This window comes from Aquimonas voraii (assembly GCF_900101825.1).
Taxonomy (GTDB): domain Bacteria; phylum Pseudomonadota; class Gammaproteobacteria; order Xanthomonadales; family Xanthomonadaceae; genus Aquimonas; species Aquimonas voraii.
On record NZ_FNAG01000011.1, the window covers coordinates 92,589 to 109,074 of the forward strand.

A 16,486-nucleotide genomic window follows, 5' to 3' on the forward strand; every position below is an offset into this window, starting at 1 on the left:
AACTGCACGGATGGACATCCTGCTCGCCAACCCCCGCGGCTTCTGCGCCGGCGTCGACCGCGCTATCGAGATCGTCAAGCGTGCGCTGGAACTCTTCGGCGCCCCTATCTACGTGCGCCACGAGGTCGTGCACAACCGCTATGTGGTCGAGGACCTGCGCGCGCGCGGTGCCGTCTTCGTCGAGGAACTCGACCAGGTGCCGGACGGTGCCACGGTGATCTTCAGCGCCCATGGGGTTTCGCAGGCCGTGCGTGCCGAGGCTGCGCGCCGTGGTCTCAAGGTCTTCGACGCCACCTGTCCGCTGGTCACCAAGGTGCACATGGAAGTCGCCCAGCACTGCCGCGCCGGTCGTGACGTGGTGCTGATCGGCCACGCCGGCCACCCCGAGGTCGAAGGCACCATGGGGCAATGGAACGCCGAAAGCGCGGGCGGCCGCATCTACCTCGTCGAGGACGTGGCCGATGTCGCCCGGATCAAGGTCGGGCAGCCCGAGAACTTGGCCTACACCACCCAGACCACGCTGTCGGTGGATGACACCCGCAGCATCATCGAGGCCCTGCGCGAGCGTTTCCCTGCCATTGTCGGCCCGCGCAAGGACGACATCTGCTACGCCACTCAGAACCGGCAGGATGCGGTGCGCCGGCTGGCGGCGGAATGCGATCTGCTGCTGGTCGTGGGCTCCGTCAACAGCTCGAACTCGAACCGGCTGCGCGAGCTGGCCGAAAAGCAGGGCGTGACCGCCTACCTGATCGACGGTGCCGAGCACATCGATCCCGCGTGGCTGGTCGGGCGCCAACGTATCGGTTTGACCGCCGGAGCCTCCGCCCCCGAGCTGCTGGTGCAGGGCGTGGTGGATCGCCTGCGCGAGCTGGGCGCCAGCGGTGTCCGCCAGCTGGAGGGTGAGCCCGAGAACGTGATCTTCGCCCTGCCGAAGGAGTTGCGCGTCACCCTGGTCGCCTGATTCTGGGCGCACGCGTGCGTTGACCCGGTGCGCCGACCTGCCTAAACTTCACGGCTCTTCGCCGGAATAGCTCAGTTGGTAGAGCGGCGCATTCGTAATGCGTAGGTCGCAGGTTCGACTCCTGTTTCCGGCACCAGTAAATGCAAACGGCCACCTTGCACTCCGCAGGTGGCCGTTTGTTTTTTGCGCGTCCCGGTTCAGCCCTCGGCGGCAGACGCGGGTGGAAATACGCGCACCCGTTGGACCACGTTGTCGCCGATAGCCTCGACGCGCATCCGCAAGCCTTCGACTTCAAGCTCGGTACCGGCTTCCGGCAAAGCTTCCAGCCTGCCCACGATGAGTCCGTTCAGGGTGCTGAACTCATCTGTCGGCAGCGCCCAGCCGAGGTGCCGATTGATGTTGTGCAGCGGCGTGCGACCGTCGATCAACAGGCTGCCATCCGCAGCGTGCTGGATGCGACGGGTGTTCTGGCCGGGTGCGCTGACGAAGTCGCCGACAATCTCCTCCAGGATGTCCGGCAGGGTGACCAGACCCACGATGTCACCGTACTCGTCCACGACCAGGCCGACCCGCCGCTTGACGCGCTGGAACTCCAGCATCTGCTGGGTCAGCGGTGTGCCTTCGGGCACGAAGTAGGGCTTGCGCAGGCGCGACTCGATGAAGGCCGGGGTGATCTTCTCGGCCGGCGTGTCGAGCAGGTTGCGCAGGTGCAGGATGCCCAGCACATGGTCGACGCTGCCGCGATACACCGGCGCCCGGCTGAAGGGGAAGCGCGCCAGCTGCGCGCGCAGCTCAACCGGGTCCGAATCGAGGTCCAGCCCCTCGATCTCGTTGCGCGGGACCATGATGTCCTCGACCTTGGCTTCTTCCAGGGCGAGGATGTTGAGCAGCATCTGCCGGTGCTTGTCCGGGATCATGCGCCCGCCCTCTTCAAGCAGAGTCCGCAGTTCGGCGGCGGACAGGGCATGGGCGTCGCCGGCAGGCTCGCGATGGCCGACCAACCACAGTACGCCGGCCGCCAAGCGGTTGACGAGCCACACCAGGGGAAAGCTGCACTTGAGCAGCGGCCACAGCACATAGGAGGCCGGAAGGGCCACGCGCTCGGGACGCAGCGCAGCGAGCGTTTTCGGAGCGACTTCCGAAAAGATCAGAACCACCACCGTCAGTACAGCGGTGCCCAACAGCACGCCTGCCTCACCCGCGATGCGTACGAAAGCGATGGTGGTGATCGATGAAGCCGAGATGTTGACGAAGTTGTTGCCGAGCAGGATCAGGCCGATCAGTCGCTCAGGCTGTTCCAGCAGCCGCTGCGCCAGGCGGGCCCCCCGACTGCCTTCGCGGGCGAGGTGCATCAGCCGGTAGCGGTTGATCGACATCAGCGCCGTCTCCGAGCCGGAGAAAAAGGCCGAAAAGACCAGCAGGATGCCGAGGGCGGAGAACAGCAGGCTTAGGGGTATGTCGTCCATGCGCGTGATGTGGCAGGCGGCGCCAAGAGGGCGACGTCGACCGTGGGTGGCCCGCGATTGTGGCAGAAAGAGACGGGGGCCGCCCCGGCATTCCAAGGGTCGGAACCCTCCTGGCTTCGTGCGTGCGCTGGCCGCCTCGCCTGGTCTCAGCCCCTGCGACGACCGGCTTGCTAGATTGCGCCCCGGCTCTTGATCAGGAATCGCGCGTGGCCAAGTCGAAGATCGCCTACGTCTGCAGCGAATGCGGAGGCAATTCCAGCAAGTGGCAGGGCCAGTGCCCTGATTGTGGTGCCTGGAACACGCTGGCCGAGTTCGTCGAGACGCCCGCTGCCGCGGCCACGCGGAGGTCGGGCTATGCCGGCGGAGGCCTGCAGGCCAAGGTCACCCGTCTCGATCAGGTTCCGCAGGGGGTGGAGTCGCGCACCGAGGTCGGCATCGGCGAGTTCGACCGCGTGCTGGGCGGTGGCCTGGTCGATGGCTCGGTGGTGCTGATCGGTGGCGACCCGGGCATCGGCAAGTCAACCCTGCTGCTGCAGACCCTCGATGCGCTGGGCAGCCGTCTGCCGGGCTTGTATGTCACCGGCGAGGAAAGTCTGGGACAGGTGGCCAACCGTGCTGCCCGACTGGGGCTGTCGCTGCCGGGCCTCAATTGCCTGACCGAAACCTGCGTCGAGCGCATCGTCGCCCACCTCAATGCCGAGAAGCCGCGGCTCGCGGTGATCGACTCCATCCAGACCATCCATTCCGAGCAGCTGCCGGCGGCACCCGGCTCGGTCAGCCAGGTGCGCGAGTCGGCGGCGCGGCTGGTGCGCCACGCCAAGGAGCAGGGCACCAGCATTTTCCTGGTCGGCCATGTGACCAAGGAGGGCGGCATCGCCGGCCCGCGGGTGCTGGAGCATATGGTCGACGCAGTGCTCTACTTCGAGGGCGAGTCGGGCAGCCGCTTCCGCGTGCTGCGGGCCTTCAAGAACCGCTTCGGCGCCGTCAACGAGCTGGGTGTGTTCGCGATGGGGGATCGCGGCCTGCGCGAGGTGCCGAATCCTTCGGCCATGTTCCTGTCGGGCACGCTTGCCGAGACTCCGGGCAGCATTGTGATGGTCACCCGCGAGGGCACACGGCCACTGCTGGTCGAAGTCCAGGCCCTGGTCGACCAGAGCTCGCTGTCGAATCCGCGCCGCGTGTCGCTGGGCCTGGAGCAGAACCGTCTGGCCATGCTGCTGGCGGTGCTGCATCGCCACGGCGGGCTGGCGGTGTTCGATCAGGACGTGTTCGTCAACGTCGTCGGCGGCATCCGCGTGCAGGAAACCGCGGCCGATCTGCCGGTGCTGCTGGCCGTGCTGTCGTCCTACCGCAACCGCGCGCTGGCCGAGAAGACGATTTCCTTCGGCGAGGTCGGCCTCTCCGGCGAGATCCGCCCGGTGCCGAACGGCGAGGAGCGCTTGCGCGAAGCCGCCAGCCATGGCTTCCGCCGGGCGATCGTACCCAAGGCCAATCTGCCGCGGCGCGGCAGCATCAAGGACATGGAGGTGATCGGCGTGGAGCGGTTGTCGCAGGCGCTGGAGGCCGCCGACTGAAACAGGGCGGCCTAGGTCACGCCCAGCGCCGACAGCTCGCGGTTCAGCAGCTCGGCGTTGCCGAGGTTGAGCTCGATGGTCCGCTTCAGCCGCAGAAAGCTGTCGAGGTCGATGCGCTCGCAGCTGAAGCCGGCGGCGACGTTGTCGAGCCGGGCCAGGCTCACCGCCATCGCAATCATCGGCCCGCCCTCCAGGCGCACATCCAAGCGGTAGCGATTGCCAATACGACCATCGAAGCCCAGAGGCCGCGAAACCAGGGCGCCGCGGATGGCGAGGTCGATCAGCTGCGACTGCCACATGGCCGAGCCCGAGTAGATGCGCACCGCGCCCTCGATCGGGAAGCGGCTGTGGCGCCGTCCGTGATCGGCGCGCGTCGAAGCGGGGAGGGAGCTCATGCGCGGGCCAGCACCAGTTCAAGCACGAATTTGCTGCCGAAGAACGCCAGCAGCAGCAGGCCCATGGCAAGCAGGGTCAGACGAACGGCACGTTGGCCACGCCAGCCGAAGCGATGGCGCCCGAACAGCAGTGCTCCCAGCACCGCCCATGACAGCACCGAGAGCACGGTCTTGTGGGCGAGGTGCTGGGCCAGCAGGTTCTCGACGAACAGCACCCCGCTGACCAGGGTGAGCCCGAGCAGCACAAAGCAGGCCCAGAGGATGCGGAACAGCAGCGCCTCGGTCTGGATCAGCGGCGGCAGACCGCGCGTCACGGCAGAGGGTCGCCGGTTGCGGAGGTCGCGCTCCTGCAGCCAGAGCAGGGCGGCAAGCAGCGCAGCCACGCTCATCGACGCGTAGGCCAGCAGGGCCGTCCAAGCATGCAACTGTAGCTGCCAGCTCAGGTTGGCGGCAGTCTGCGCCGGTAACAGTGCGTAAGGCAGGGCAGCCAGCGCCGCCAGCGGCATCACCACTCCCTGCAGTGCACTCATCCTCCGCAGCAGGCCATCGGCAAGCGTGAGCACGCCCATGCCGAGGCCAACCAGCGAAAACGCCGCAAAGAAATGCAGCTCGGGGCCACCCTGCTCCCATGTGCGCAGGGCGTAGCCGATGGCGTGCAGGTCGACCGCGGCGAGCCCCGTCAGGAAGGGTAGGCGGCTCGAAGTCGAGCGACCGCGCTCGCGCAGCGCCAGCCGGGCGGCGGCGAGATAGCACAGGGCGGCCAGCAGCTGGAGAAGAAGGGCGAGCATGGCGAGCAAGTGTGGCATACGCACGCCGGCGCCGGCTGGCCAGGCACGCCTTGGCTATACTTGCGGGTCACCCAGCAAGCCGGCACCGCCCATGTTCGAGTCACTGAGCCAGCGTCTCTCCGCTACCGTCCAGCGCCTGCGCGGCCGTGGTCGACTGTCCGAGGAGAACATCCGCGAAGCCCTGCGCGATGTCCGCATGGCCCTGCTCGAGGCCGATGTCGCGCTGCCGGTGGTGCAGGCCCTGATCCAGCGCATCAAGGTGCGTGCGGTCGGCCAGGAGGTCGCCAAGAGCCTCACCCCCGGCCAGGCACTCATCAAGGTGGTGCGCGACGAACTGACCCTGGTGATGGGCGCGCAGAGCGCCGAGCTCAACCTCAATGTGCCGGCGCCGGCGGTGATCCTGATGGCCGGCCTGCAGGGTGCGGGCAAGACCACCACCGTCGGCAAGCTCGCCAAACACCTCAAGGAGCGCCGCAAGAAGAAGGTGATGGTGGTCAGCTGCGACGTCTACCGCCCTGCGGCGATCCAGCAGCTGCAGACGCTGGCCGGCCAGGTTGACGCCATCTTCCACCCCAGCACGCCCGACCAGAGCCCGCGCCGGATCGCGGCCGAGGCCATCGATGCTGCGCGCAAGCAATACGTCGATGTGCTGCTGGTCGACACCGCCGGCCGTCTTGCCATCGACGAAGCGATGATGGCCGAGATCAAGGACCTGCACGCGGCGGTCAACCCGGTCGAAACCCTGTTCGTCGTCGACGCGATGACCGGACAGGACGCGGCCAACACCGCCAAGGCCTTCAGTGAGGCGCTGCCCCTGACCGGCGTGGTGCTGACCAAGACCGACGGCGACGCTCGCGGCGGTGCCGCGCTCAGCGTCCGCTACATCACCGGCAAACCGATCAAGTTCATTGGTGTCGGCGAGAAGCCCGATGGCCTGGACGTGTTTCATCCCGACCGCGTGGCGAGCCGAATCCTCGACATGGGCGACGTGCTGTCGCTGGTCGAGGAGGTTGAGCGCAAGGTCGACCAGGAGAAGGCGGCGAAGCTGGCCGAGAAGGTTGCCAAGGGCAAGAAGTTCGACTTGAACGACATGCGCGACCAGCTGGAGCAGATGCAGAGCATGGGCGGGCTGTCCAGCCTGCTCGACAAGCTGCCCGGAATGGGCGCCATCCCCGAGCAGGTAAAGAGCAAAGTCAACGATCGCGAGATCGTCCGCATGGTCGCCATCATCAACTCCATGACTCCGAAGGAGCGCCGCTTCCCGGCGACCCTGAACGGTTCCCGCCGTGCCCGCATCGCCCGCGGTTCGGGTACCCAGCCCGCGGACGTCAACAAGCTGCTGAAGCAGTTCCAGCAGATGGAAAAGATGATGTCAAAGCTCGGCTCGGGCGGCCTGAAGGGCATGATGCGCGGCATGAAGGGCATGCTTGGCGGCCGCGGTCCGGGCGGCATGCCGCTGCGCTGATCCGGGGCTTCAAGGGGTCTTCGATTCGCCTCGCCGGCGTCCGGTCTTGGCGGCAGCGCTTTGACATCCGAGCGGCCGCGGTTATTATTGCGCGTTCACTTGGGCGCTTCGCGCCCGACCATCACCCAAGAACTACAGAGCAATCGACCATGGTCAAGATCCGTCTGACCCGCGGTGGCGCCAAGAAGCGTCCCTTCTACCACGTCATCGTGACCGACGAGCGCAACAAGCGCGACGGCCGCGCCATCGAGCGCGTGGGTTTCTACAACCCCGTCGCCGCTGGCAACGACCCGCGCCTGCAGCTGGACATCGCCCGCATCGACCATTGGGTCGGCCACGGCGCGCAGATGAGCGACAAGGTCCGCTCGCTGTACAAGGAAGCCAGCCGCGCTCCCGCGGCGGCCTGATTCCTTGCGGGTGCGACGCGCATGACCGGGCCGGGCGAAGCCCCTGCCGAGTCCGCTGAGCGTCGCGTCCTGATGGGTCGCGTCGTTGGCGTGTTCGGCGTCCGCGGCTGGCTCAAGATCGAGTCCTACAGCGAACCGCGCGACCGCATCTTCCGCTACCGCCCCTGGCTGATGGGGCGATCCGATTCCTTGCGCGAAGTGCTTCCCCGCGAGCTGCGCGAGCAGGGCAAGACCGTGGTGGTCCAGCTGCCGGGCTGCGACTCGGTCGAGCAGGCCGAACTGCTGCTGGGCGAGGAGATCTGGGTGCGGCGCTCTTCGCTGCCCCCGCCTGCGCCCGGCGAGTACTACTGGATCGATCTCGAAGGCCTGAACGTGGTGACCACGGACGGCGTCGACTTGGGTCGGATCTCGCACATGATCGCCACTGGTGCCAATGACGTCATGGTGGTGCGCGGTGATCGGGAGCGTCTGCTGCCCTTCACCCCTGGCCACGCGGTGGTGTCCGTCGACTTCGCGGCCGGCCGGGTGCTGGTGGATTGGGACCCCGAGTTCTAGCCCTTGGCCACGCGCTGGCGCTGGGTTCGGAGAAGACGGAGGCGAGATGCGCATCGATGTGCTGAGCCTGTTTCCCGAGTTCTTCGCGACCAGTGCCGAGGTTGGCGTGGTGGGAAGGGCGATCCGGCAGGGATTGCTGGAGTTGCACTGTCATAACCCCCGGGACTTCGCCGAGGACAAGCATCGCCGCGTCGACGACCGCACCTTCGGGGGTGGGCCCGGCATGGTGATGCAGGTGGCGCCGCTGCGGGCGGCTCTGGCAGCGATCCGCGCGCAGGCCGACGAGCCTGCGAGGACTGTCTATCTGAGCCCCCAAGGCGAGCGACTCACCCAGCGCCGGGTCCGAGAGCTTGCGGCGCGTCCCAGGCTGCTGCTGGTCTGCGGCCGATACGAAGGCGTGGATGAGCGGCTGGTCCAGCGCGAAGTCGATCTGGAACTGTCGATCGGCGACTACGTGCTGTCCGGCGGTGAACTGGCAGCAGCCGTGCTGATCGACGCGGTGGGTCGGCTCCAGGAAGGTGCCTTGAACCGCAGTGAAAGCGCCATCCAGGACAGCTTCGAGGACGGCCTGCTCGACTGCCCGCACTACAGCCGGCCGGAGCATGACGACTACGGTTCGGTGCCTGCGGTGCTGATGTCGGGCGACCACGCCGCCATCGAGCGTTGGCGCCGCAAGCAGTCGCTCGGCCGCACCTGGCTGAGGCGACCCGATCTGCTGGCGCGGATGCAACTGGGCGCGAAGGACCGCGTCCTGCTGGAAGAATTCCGCCGGGAGCTGGCGGAGCAAAAATAATCGCGCGCGCCCCTGACATGCGCTCGGGTTTCGCGCTACACTTGTCGACTAACTTTGCCGGTGGGTAGTGTCATGAGCAAGATCAACAAGAACATCATTGCCGAGTTCGAGGCCGCCCAGGCTGCGCGCCAGCTGCCGGACTTCGGCCCGGGCGACACCGTGATCGTCAACGTCAAGGTCAAGGAAGGCAACCGCGAGCGTGTCCAGGCCTATGAAGGCGTGGTCATTGCCAAGCGCAACCGCTGCCTGAACTCCGCGTTCACCGTGCGCAAGATCTCGCACGGTACGGGCGTCGAGCGCGTCTTCCAGAGCCACAGCCCGCTGATCGACTCGGTGGAGGTGAAGCGCCGCGGTAAAGTCCGCTCCGCCAAGCTGTACTACCTGCGTGATCTGGAAGGCAAGGCGGCCCGCATCAAGGAAGACCTGGGCGCTCCGCGCTGAGGATTCTGGCTTCCGCGCTTCGCGCGACGGCCGGGCTCGAAGGCCTGTTCCCTGTTCGGGAACGGGCCTTCGTCGTTTTGAGATCCGCTGGAGGGAAGCTGGCATTGCAGATCCGTGCGCTGTGGCACCGTTCCCTTCCGGTGTTCGCTGGCAGGCTGCCCCGACGGCGCGTAATCCGCTCCTGACTTCGATGTGGGTCCAGTTTCTCGCGGTCAGCGCCCGCCAAGACTTGCTAAACTCAAAGACTTGCACGTCTTTCTTGAGGTATCGCCTGATGATCAGGATCGCTCCGATCGCGTTTGCCGCCCTGGGCCTAATGGCCTCTGGCCTCGCGCCCGCCAACGTCTGCGAGGGTGGCGCTGCGGGCATCCCGCGTAGTCCGCAGCTGGCGGCCTTGGCTGCTGGCGATGAGGTGTCGGGCGCTTCGGCACACCTCTTGGGTACGCACCCCAACGAGCAGCTTTCGCTCAGCGCCGTACTGCTGCGCCGCCAGCTGGGCACCTGTGGGCCCAGCAATGAGTTCGCGGGCTATGTGCCCAAGACCCAGCACGACAACACCCCCTGGCGCTTCAATGCCGACTCCGGCAAGGGGCTCAGCGCCGCCGAGTTCGATGCATGGATGAAGAGCCGCGGGGTCCGCGTGGCGCGAGGGCGCAGCGAGCCGGCCGCTCAAGAGACGCCTGTAGTCTCACAGTAAGATCCTGTGCAAGCTGTGCAGACAAAGGCCCGCGGAAGCGGGCCTTCTGCTTTCGTCTCGCGCGCGATGCCCGGCGATCGTGCGGCTTGAAGGAGTGTCGCGCTTCAGCTGGGCGCGTCCTGATCGAGTCTAGCGATCGAGGGTGCGGGTGAACGAGCGCGGGCGCGAGCGCGAGGGAGGGGCGGGCAAGTCGTTCATCCACCGCAGGGCCGCGGACGGCCTAGCCCGGCGCGCGCACGATCAGTTGGGTCATGTCCCGCGCGAGTGCCACCCAGAGCTCGCTTGCCAGCAGGCTGCCAACACGGCCATCGGGGAAAGTCGGTGCGGAACCCCTTCCATCCCCGAATGGACGCCAGTGCAAGCAGCGTGGGCCTCACCAGACCAGATCGTCAGGCACCTGGAAGCGGCTGTAGAACTCGTCGTCGGAGTCAGGCGCAGGCGCCTCTTGTGGCGTTTGCGCATGATCCACGCAGATCACCGCGGGGTCGATAGCGCGCAGGCGATCGCCGACGTCGCGTGCGACCAGGGCATAGGCGTCACCCAGGCTGACGATCAGCAGCGCGCCGCGCCCCAGCAGCGGGCGCTGCGCCTGGCCGATGCGCAGGCTGCGGATCAGGCCGGCGTGCTCGAAGCGGTAGTCGCCGTCGTCGCCCGCTTTGACCCGATGGGCCTCGATGATCTGCCGCACCTGGGCGGCGCGTTCCGCGGCCTCGCGCTCGCTGCGGCGCTGGGCTTCCAGTGCGCGGTCGCGCGCCGCGCGCTCCTGGCGCAGACGCTCGGCATCGACCGCCTCCGCATCGGCATCGGCGGCCGGTGCGGCCTTGCCAGTGCGCGCCTTCTGCTGTTGGCGCACGACCTGGTCGAGCTTGTTCTTGTTGACCAGGCCGGCCTTCAGCAGTTGATCCTGCAGCGGATTGCGCGCCATCAGTCGTCCTTGCGGGTGAACTTGTCGAGCAGGCCCATGCCGACCGCCGAGACCACGAAGGTCAGGTGGATCACCACGTACCAGTAGAGCTTGTCGTTGTCGGTGCGGTGGGTGTCCATGAACACCTTCAGCAGGTGGATCGAACTGATCGCCACGATCGAGGAGGCGACTTTGTTCTTCAGGCTGCTGTAATCCATCTTGCCCAGCCAGCCGAGCTTGTCGCCCTCGGCGGCGGCATCGAGGCGCGAGACGAAACTCTCGTAGCTGGAGAGCATCACCATCACCAGCAGGCCGCCGACCAGCGCCAGGTCGATCAGGGACAGCACCACCAGGATCAGATCGGCTTCGGTCTTCTCGAACACCTGTGGCAGCAGGTGGAAGACCTCCTGGAAGAACTTCAGGCCCAGCGCCAGCACTGCCAGCGACAGGCCCAGGTAGATCGGTGCCAGCAGCCAACGCGCGGCATACAGGCTGCGTTCGATGACGCGCTCGAGCATCGTACGAGGACCTCGCGGTAGAGAACTCTGGGGGCGCGCACGATAGCAGGCCCGTGTTCCTGCCGCAGGCGCGGTCGCGCGGAATCGCCCAGGCCGGGGTGGCGCGACCACGCCCAGCGTCCAGAAGCGCCGAGGCCCGGGTTGGCCCGGGCCTCGGCGTTGTTGCTCGCCTCAGGCGGGCATCAGGGCACGGTGGTGCACTGCTGCACGCGCACGTTGTCCACCATCCAGCCGTTGGGACGATTCACCGAACCATCCGAGGTGAGTCGGAAGCGGAAACGCACGTTCTGGCCGGCGTAGGGGGCCAGGTCCACGGCGGTGCGGATGTAGTCCCGCGTTCCACACCAGGCGGTCTGTGGCGTTGCCGGGTTGCCACTGCCCAAGGCGCCGTCGTAGGGCGGGTTCGCCACGCCCGAGGTCACTGCGGTGAACGGGCCGTCATTCGCGGATACCTCGAGGAAGCCGCCATCCCAGCAGCCGCCGCCGCTGCGCGGCTCCATGTCGTGGCGCTGCCAGAACACCAGAGAGCTCGGGCCGCCGCTGGCGGGAACCGCGATGACGGGGGTCTCAATGCGCTGATCCGAGGTCGATGCGGGGGCGATTCCCTGCAGGCCACGGAGCCCGCCCTGGGGCGCGAATGTGTTCATCACCCAGGAGTTGGTGCCCGTTCCCGCGCTGCTGGTCCAGTTGCTGGGCAGGGGGCCCGCCCCGGCTTCCATGTCTTCTGAATACAGTGTTTGGACGTTGGTTCCGATCGGGCAGTCGCCTGGCAGAGCGGCCGTGGTGAAGCTGCCGATCGCCGACACGGTCCCGATTGCGCCGCTCTGTTGAGCAAGAGGGATGACGCTCTCGAAGCCGTTCGCGAAGACTTCGGGCGTCGCGATTGCGCAGGCATTGCGTGCAATCACCCGCCAGTGCAGTCGTGAATTGCTCGGCAGCGCCTGCGGCGGGGTGAAGCTCAGCCCGCGCGTGCTGGTCTCCGCAACGATGTCGGTGAAGTCTTCGTCGCGAGCGATCTGCACGGTGTAGTCGAAGCTCTGCGCGCCGGCTTCCCAGCTGAAGCTGGCGTCCAGCGCGACGCCCGTCGCGTTGTCCGCGGGGCTCGACAAGGTGGCGGCACCCGCCGGCCCTTGCGCCACGAACAGGCTGCGGCTGAGGCTGCGAACGATATCGCCCGAGCTGCCTGTGAGCTGCAGCGTGTGCGTTCCGGCGGGCACGCCGGCCATGTTGATCTCGACGCTGGTCGAGCCCGGTAGCGTACTGATCACCGCGGGGTCGAAGCTCACCGTGCCGGGGGCGGGCAGGCCCGAGGCGCTCATCGTGACCGGCTGGCTGAAGCCGAGGATCTGGCCGAGGTCGAGGGTGCTGGTGAACGTGTCCCCGGCGCAGAAGGATTCCGGGATGTCACCGCCGGAGAGCGTGAAAGAAGCTTCCTCGGCGCAATTGCTGCACACCAGCGCGAAGTCCTGGTCGGTGGCGTCGCCGCTGTTGGGAACGCCGTCGCCGGGCAGCGTCGTGGCGCGCACCCGCACCACGACATCGCTGGTGCCTGCGGGCAGATACACGTTCTCGGTCACCGCGCGAGCGTCGGCCGAACCCCCACTGACCGAGCTGCCGTTGCTGAAAACGTTGCCGCGGTAGGTGACCCCGCCGGCCACGACCTCGAGGTCGAGATTGTTCACCAGGGACGGGTTTGCACCTGCGGCGCCGGGGGCGTCGGTCCAAGCGAGGGAGATGCGAACCGGCTTGCCGGTATCCGGCACGCCGAAGCTCCGCTCGAACACCTCGCCCGCATTGTCGAGAACATGACTCTGGTCGTAGTGAACACTCTCAAGGCCGATGCCGATGCTGCCCGGCAGATGCACGCGGCCCCAGCCCTGCGCGTTGTTGGGAATCGGGGCGGCGCTGCCGCCGATGTCCACGGCACCGTTGATCAGCAGCGCCTTGAGCATGGCCGGGCTGGGGGAAGCCCCGCCGTTGCGGCTGCGCCACCACTCGGTGAGGAGGACGGTCAGGCCCGCCGCATGCGGAGAGGCCATGCTGGTGCCGGTGCAGAACGCATAGTTCTGCAACACACCGGCGCCGATCGCCGTGCCGCACTGACTGGCTCCGGCGACGCGACGCGTCGCCGCGATCTGTGAGCCAGGCGCCGAGATGGTCGGCAGGATGCGGCCGTCGACGGCGGGCCCGCGGCTGCTGGAGGTGGCGACCGCATTGATCGAACCGGCACGCTGGTTCAGCGAGTTGCCGGTGGTGATCATGTTCTTGGCTTCTTTCGGCGCTGTGATGGTGCTGGCGCCGCTGCCCGAGTTACCCGCCGAGAACACCAGCACGAAGGGCTCGTTGACGGTGGCGGTGTCGAAGTCGCCGTCGCGCACCATGAAATCGTGGGTGCGTGCCGACGCGTTGTAGCCGATGCCGGTGCCCTCGCCGGACGTCCAGCTGTTGTTGCTGCCGATGGCGCCCAGCAGCAGCGCGCGCTTGGACAGCTCCTGCCAGCCTCCGGCGGGCGGCCAGGCCGTGCCGCTGGCGCCGCAGATCGGGTTGAGCGCCACCAGGCGGGTGGCAGGCGCCACGCCGACGCCATAGTGGTAACCGCTGCCATCGACGCCGCCAGCCACCACGCCCGCGCCGGCCATGATTCCGGCGACGTGTGTGCCATGGCCGCCGGTGGATTTGTCGTCGCCCGGCCGGCCCGATGCGGAGCTGCAGCCCGCGTAATCGAAACCGCCGACGATGCGGCCGGCGAACTCCGGGTTGTCGTAGTCGATGCCCGTGTCGGTCACCGCAAAGGTCACGTTGGCGCCACTCAGGCCCAGCGACTGCAGGAAGTTGAGATAGCCCGGGCCGATGACCTGGTTCGAGGCGTTGTAGTTGCCCGCCACGATCTGGCTCGACATTTCGTCATCGAGGATGGGCTTGGGGCTGGAATACTCGACCCAGAGCACCTGCGGCAGCTCATTCAGCGCCGCAATCTTGTCGGCGTGCAGGCCAAGCACTACGGTGTGCAGCGCCCGGTCGGGCTGGGCCGGGGCGTGGCTTCGGATCGCGCCTCCCATCGCAGCGATGCGCAGCAGCAGTTCATCGAGCTTGCCATCGTTGACCACCAGGGCAGCGACGTTGTCGATCTGGCCTTGCCGGCCCTTCAGTTCCGGTGCGGACTTCCATTCCGGGCTGAACTCGCCCTGCCAGCGCACGCCCTCGATGGTCTCGGTGCGAGCTGCCACCGAGGCGTCCGACCACACCAGGTACGCATTGTGCGGGTAGTACTGCAGCACCCGCGCGCCCACGGCCTTCAGCTGGTCGAGCGCGCGCTGGTCCGGCGACCGCTCGAACTGGACCAGGCGCAGCGCGTAGCCCTCGTGGGTCAGTTTTCCGGGACGGAAGCTCGTCGCCTCCAGCAGCGGATCAAACCGATGCGCTCCAAACGAGAGCATCCGGCTCTCATCGTTGTTGGCGAAAGACGATCCCGCCGCGGCGATCGCCACGAAGACCATCAGCCCCCTGCATGCACTCCTCATTGAACACTCCCCAAAGACGCCCCCACGGCGTGAGTGCGCAGACTACACCGTGGAATGTCCGTGGGAGGCCGGTACAGCGCCTTCGCTGGGAGCCTCGGTCTGCAGGGGCGTCATGACCCATGCTCTTCCTCCTGCGCGGATTGCGGACAGCGAGCTGATGCCGGGCTCCTTCGTCGAGCGGCTGACCGCGACTTTCGCGATGGATGCCGTCCTCGGTCAGCGCGGCTTCGGCCTGTCGAGGTTCGGACTCGTCATCGGCCTGGGTCCGGAGTCCAGCCCCCAAGCGGGAAGTTCGCGTCGAGAACGCCCCGCACCGGCGCACGCTCGCCGGCGTGTTCGGTCAGGGTCGAGAAGTTCGCGAGCAGGCCCTCCTGGACCCCGCCGGTGAATTCGGTGACGGCGAAGCCGATCACCGGCAGGCCGAGCAGCAGGTTGGCGCTGCGGGTGTCGCTGTCCGGCTGCAGCGAGCTGAAGAGGTAGTTCCGCTGCGGGTCGCCGAGCTCAAGCCGCATCCAGCCCTCCGTGAAAAGACCTTCCAAGCGTGAGTCGCACACGCCGGGATCTGAATCGGAGCGCTGCGCGCGCGACCTGCAGGTGTCCCAGTGCAGCGGATGCGCGCTGCCCAGCAGGGGCGAGGGGGCATCGCCGAAGTGCACCTCGTGCAGGCGCTCCCTGTACCCGGTCACCGCCGGGTTGTTCAGGGCGATGACCTGGCTGGCGTGGCAGAGAGAAGGCGCTGGCGGGATAGGCGGCGGCAGGAACTGGGCGCCCTCTGCGACTCGGCCGACACGCTGGCCCTGCCGGTCCCCGTAGTCGGCGCGCAGTGGCTCGCAGGCGCCCGACGTCTGAAAAATCGGCCAGTCCGGCTGCGTGGCGCTCCAGCGGTACTCGGCACGGAAGGGCAGTCGTTCGATCGGGGTGTCGCGGGCGAGGTGCAGGGGTTTGGTGGGAAAGGTCAGCACCCACTCGGTGCGCGCCTGCAGGCCGCTGGTGGAATGCGCGAAGACGTTGTCGAGCTGTCGCTGCATCAGCACGGCCGACACCGCCTTGAGCCCCGCATCCGGCCCGGAGAAGCGCAGGCTCTGGAACTGCGCGCCGTGGTGGAACTCGGCATGGGCGACCCCGGCGTCGGCGCTCCGCGCGCTGGCCAGGGTGACTTGATCGGGCCAGAAATCACCATGCAGGTTCTCGCTGCTGCGGCCCCTGCAGTCGGGGGCGCAGTCGCGGGCGGGGACAAAGAAACCGTCCATCGCAGTCGCTGACAGGCTGAAGCTGCTGCCCTTGGGCACATCAACGATGATCGCGTTGCCGGTCAGGCCTCCGTCCGGGCTGAGGATGCCCCGCCCGGGCTCATCCCACCATGAGCCCCTCCATGCCAGGTCCAGCCAGTCGCAGCCCGCGCGTTCGCCGCGCGCGCCGCGACGGATCTCGCTGGCCGCGGGGAAGGCGGTCGTCGGCCCGACGCCCGGGACGTCCTCCACCCGCCCCAGTTCGATGACCTCGACGAAGCCCTCGCGCGTGCGGCTGCGCTGATGCGGGCCTGCATCGGCGCCGGAGCCAGTGGAATAGGCGAACTCGAAGAAGTCCTGGCTGCCGCCCAGGGGCAGTTGCGGCAACGTGCAGGAGCTGTCGTTGGTGATGAGGCGTGCGGGTGCCGCCTGCGTGTAGTCCGGGCCCGAGGGAGCCGACGAGACCGCTCCCGTCCACACATCGAAGGGTGCCAGGTAGAGATTGAACGCCATCACCGAGGCGCCGTTGCGGCTCTCGCGGAAGCGCACGCGCAGTGCCTTGGTGCTGCTGCGGGTGTTGACCACGGTCAGCAGGGTGACCTTGTTGACGTTGACGGTGTAGTAGGGGAACAGCAGCACCTGGCCGCGGCCATCGGGGTCGATGTGCACGGCCGAGGCCGGGTCCGCGCCGAGCAGGCTCGCGGCCATCAGGAAGGGGAACAGGAATCGGCCAGGAAGGGGGCGCATGGAAGTCTCCATTGAAGGGATCGAA

The 16,486-nt window shown here is 67.5% G+C and carries 15 protein-coding genes and 1 tRNA gene; 9 read left to right on the forward strand and 7 right to left on the reverse strand.

Features of this window, described 5'->3' with window-relative positions:
• The first annotated feature begins 10 nt into the window (after positions 1–10).
• Both ispH and BLP83_RS14790 read left to right on the forward strand, forming a co-directional pair.
• The gene (ispH, locus tag BLP83_RS14785; protein ID WP_091244434.1) at positions 11–961 is read left to right on the forward strand and encodes a 4-hydroxy-3-methylbut-2-enyl diphosphate reductase; all 951 of its coding nucleotides are present in this window, start codon (positions 11–13) and stop codon (positions 959–961) included.
• A 60-nt stretch (positions 962–1,021) separates the two neighbouring features.
• Positions 1,022–1,097 (forward strand) — tRNA-Thr (locus BLP83_RS14790).
• Positions 1,098–1,158: 61 nt separating this feature from the next.
• Here the strand turns inward: BLP83_RS14790 and BLP83_RS14795 are convergent.
• On the reverse strand, positions 1,159–2,427 hold the full coding sequence (locus BLP83_RS14795; protein WP_091244437.1) for an HlyC/CorC family transporter: 1,269 nt from the start codon (positions 2,425–2,427) through the stop codon (positions 1,159–1,161).
• A 206-nt stretch (positions 2,428–2,633) separates the two neighbouring features.
• Here BLP83_RS14795 and radA point away from each other — a divergent pair, with 206 nt between their 5' ends.
• Positions 2,634–4,001 carry a DNA repair protein RadA gene (gene radA / locus BLP83_RS14800; protein ID WP_091244440.1) on the forward strand — a complete coding sequence of 456 codons (1,368 nt, stop codon included), beginning with the start codon at positions 2,634–2,636 and terminating at the stop codon, positions 3,999–4,001.
• An 11-nt stretch (positions 4,002–4,012) separates the two neighbouring features.
• Here radA and BLP83_RS14805 read toward each other — a convergent pair whose 3' ends face one another.
• A complete protein-coding gene (locus BLP83_RS14805; RefSeq protein WP_091244443.1) occupies positions 4,013–4,396 on the reverse strand; it encodes a PilZ domain-containing protein in 384 nt (127 codons plus the stop codon).
• Positions 4,393–5,184, reverse strand: a complete 792-nt coding sequence (locus BLP83_RS14810) for a cytochrome C assembly family protein (protein WP_091244446.1) — start codon at positions 5,182–5,184, stop codon at positions 4,393–4,395. The genes BLP83_RS14805 and BLP83_RS14810 overlap by 4 nt, the downstream gene beginning before the upstream one ends.
• Positions 5,185–5,275: 91 nt before the next feature.
• Here BLP83_RS14810 and ffh point away from each other — a divergent pair, with 91 nt between their 5' ends.
• The 6 genes from ffh (at position 5,276) to BLP83_RS14840 (ending at position 9,542) form a co-directional block, all read left to right on the forward strand.
• The gene (gene ffh / locus BLP83_RS14815; RefSeq protein ID WP_091244449.1) at positions 5,276–6,649 is read left to right on the forward strand and encodes a signal recognition particle protein; all 1,374 of its coding nucleotides are present in this window, start codon (positions 5,276–5,278) and stop codon (positions 6,647–6,649) included.
• Positions 6,650–6,798: 149 nt separating this feature from the next.
• A complete protein-coding gene (rpsP, locus tag BLP83_RS14820; RefSeq protein WP_091244452.1) occupies positions 6,799–7,056 on the forward strand; it encodes a 30S ribosomal protein S16 in 258 nt (85 codons plus the stop codon).
• 21 nt (positions 7,057–7,077) lie between these two features.
• A complete protein-coding gene (rimM, locus tag BLP83_RS14825; RefSeq protein ID WP_091244454.1) occupies positions 7,078–7,611 on the forward strand; it encodes a ribosome maturation factor RimM in 534 nt (177 codons plus the stop codon).
• 46 nt (positions 7,612–7,657) lie between these two features.
• Positions 7,658–8,404 carry a tRNA (guanosine(37)-N1)-methyltransferase TrmD gene (gene trmD, locus BLP83_RS14830; RefSeq protein WP_091244457.1) on the forward strand — a complete coding sequence of 249 codons (747 nt, stop codon included), beginning with the start codon at positions 7,658–7,660 and terminating at the stop codon, positions 8,402–8,404.
• 72 nt (positions 8,405–8,476) lie between these two features.
• The gene (rplS, locus tag BLP83_RS14835; RefSeq protein WP_091244460.1) at positions 8,477–8,845 is read left to right on the forward strand and encodes a 50S ribosomal protein L19; all 369 of its coding nucleotides are present in this window, start codon (positions 8,477–8,479) and stop codon (positions 8,843–8,845) included.
• A gap of 274 nt (positions 8,846–9,119) precedes the next feature.
• Complete coding sequence (locus BLP83_RS14840; RefSeq protein ID WP_143006702.1) at positions 9,120–9,542, forward strand: hypothetical protein; 423 nt, start codon at positions 9,120–9,122, stop codon at positions 9,540–9,542.
• Between the two features lie 373 nt (positions 9,543–9,915).
• Here the strand turns inward: BLP83_RS14840 and BLP83_RS14845 are convergent, their stop codons facing one another.
• From BLP83_RS14845 to BLP83_RS14860, 4 genes are all read right to left on the reverse strand, one after another.
• Positions 9,916–10,467 carry a DUF2058 domain-containing protein gene (locus BLP83_RS14845; RefSeq protein WP_091244466.1) on the reverse strand — a complete coding sequence of 184 codons (552 nt, stop codon included), beginning with the start codon at positions 10,465–10,467 and terminating at the stop codon, positions 9,916–9,918.
• Complete coding sequence (locus BLP83_RS14850; RefSeq protein ID WP_091244469.1) at positions 10,467–10,964, reverse strand: TIGR00645 family protein; 498 nt, start codon at positions 10,962–10,964, stop codon at positions 10,467–10,469. The genes BLP83_RS14845 and BLP83_RS14850 overlap by 1 nt, the downstream gene beginning before the upstream one ends.
• 182 nt (positions 10,965–11,146) lie before the next feature.
• Positions 11,147–14,461 (reverse strand): S8 family serine peptidase, encoded by a 3,315-nt coding sequence (locus BLP83_RS14855; RefSeq protein ID WP_218121257.1) that lies wholly within the window; start codon positions 14,459–14,461, stop codon positions 11,147–11,149.
• 275 nt (positions 14,462–14,736) lie between these two features.
• Complete coding sequence (locus tag BLP83_RS14860) at positions 14,737–16,461, reverse strand: hypothetical protein (protein ID WP_143006703.1); 1,725 nt, start codon at positions 16,459–16,461, stop codon at positions 14,737–14,739.
• Positions 16,462–16,486: the final 25 nt, after the last annotated feature.

Excerpts from the sequence above, each read along its gene's own strand:
- ispH (WP_091244434.1), top strand. The coding sequence starts at position 11 with ATGGACATCCTGCTCGCCAACCCCCGCGGCTTCTGCGCCGGCGTCGAC.
- BLP83_RS14795 (WP_091244437.1), bottom strand. The coding sequence starts at position 2,427 with ATGGACGACATACCCCTAAGCCTGCTGTTCTCCGCCCTCGGCATCCTG.
- BLP83_RS14805 (WP_091244443.1), bottom strand. The coding sequence starts at position 4,396 with ATGAGCTCCCTCCCCGCTTCGACGCGCGCCGATCACGGACGGCGCCAC.
- BLP83_RS14810 (WP_091244446.1), bottom strand. The coding sequence starts at position 5,184 with ATGCTCGCCCTTCTTCTCCAGCTGCTGGCCGCCCTGTGCTATCTCGCC.
- ffh (WP_091244449.1), top strand. The coding sequence starts at position 5,276 with ATGTTCGAGTCACTGAGCCAGCGTCTCTCCGCTACCGTCCAGCGCCTG.
- rpsP (WP_091244452.1), top strand. The coding sequence starts at position 6,799 with ATGGTCAAGATCCGTCTGACCCGCGGTGGCGCCAAGAAGCGTCCCTTC.
- rimM (WP_091244454.1), top strand. The coding sequence starts at position 7,078 with ATGACCGGGCCGGGCGAAGCCCCTGCCGAGTCCGCTGAGCGTCGCGTC.
- trmD (WP_091244457.1), top strand. The coding sequence starts at position 7,658 with ATGCGCATCGATGTGCTGAGCCTGTTTCCCGAGTTCTTCGCGACCAGT.
- rplS (WP_091244460.1), top strand. The coding sequence starts at position 8,477 with ATGAGCAAGATCAACAAGAACATCATTGCCGAGTTCGAGGCCGCCCAG.
- BLP83_RS14840 (WP_143006702.1), top strand. The coding sequence starts at position 9,120 with ATGATCAGGATCGCTCCGATCGCGTTTGCCGCCCTGGGCCTAATGGCC.
- BLP83_RS14845 (WP_091244466.1), bottom strand. The coding sequence starts at position 10,467 with ATGGCGCGCAATCCGCTGCAGGATCAACTGCTGAAGGCCGGCCTGGTC.
- BLP83_RS14850 (WP_091244469.1), bottom strand. The coding sequence starts at position 10,964 with ATGCTCGAGCGCGTCATCGAACGCAGCCTGTATGCCGCGCGTTGGCTG.
- BLP83_RS14855 (WP_218121257.1), bottom strand. The coding sequence starts at position 14,461 with ATGGTCTTCGTGGCGATCGCCGCGGCGGGATCGTCTTTCGCCAACAAC.
- BLP83_RS14860 (WP_143006703.1), bottom strand. The coding sequence starts at position 16,461 with ATGCGCCCCCTTCCTGGCCGATTCCTGTTCCCCTTCCTGATGGCCGCG.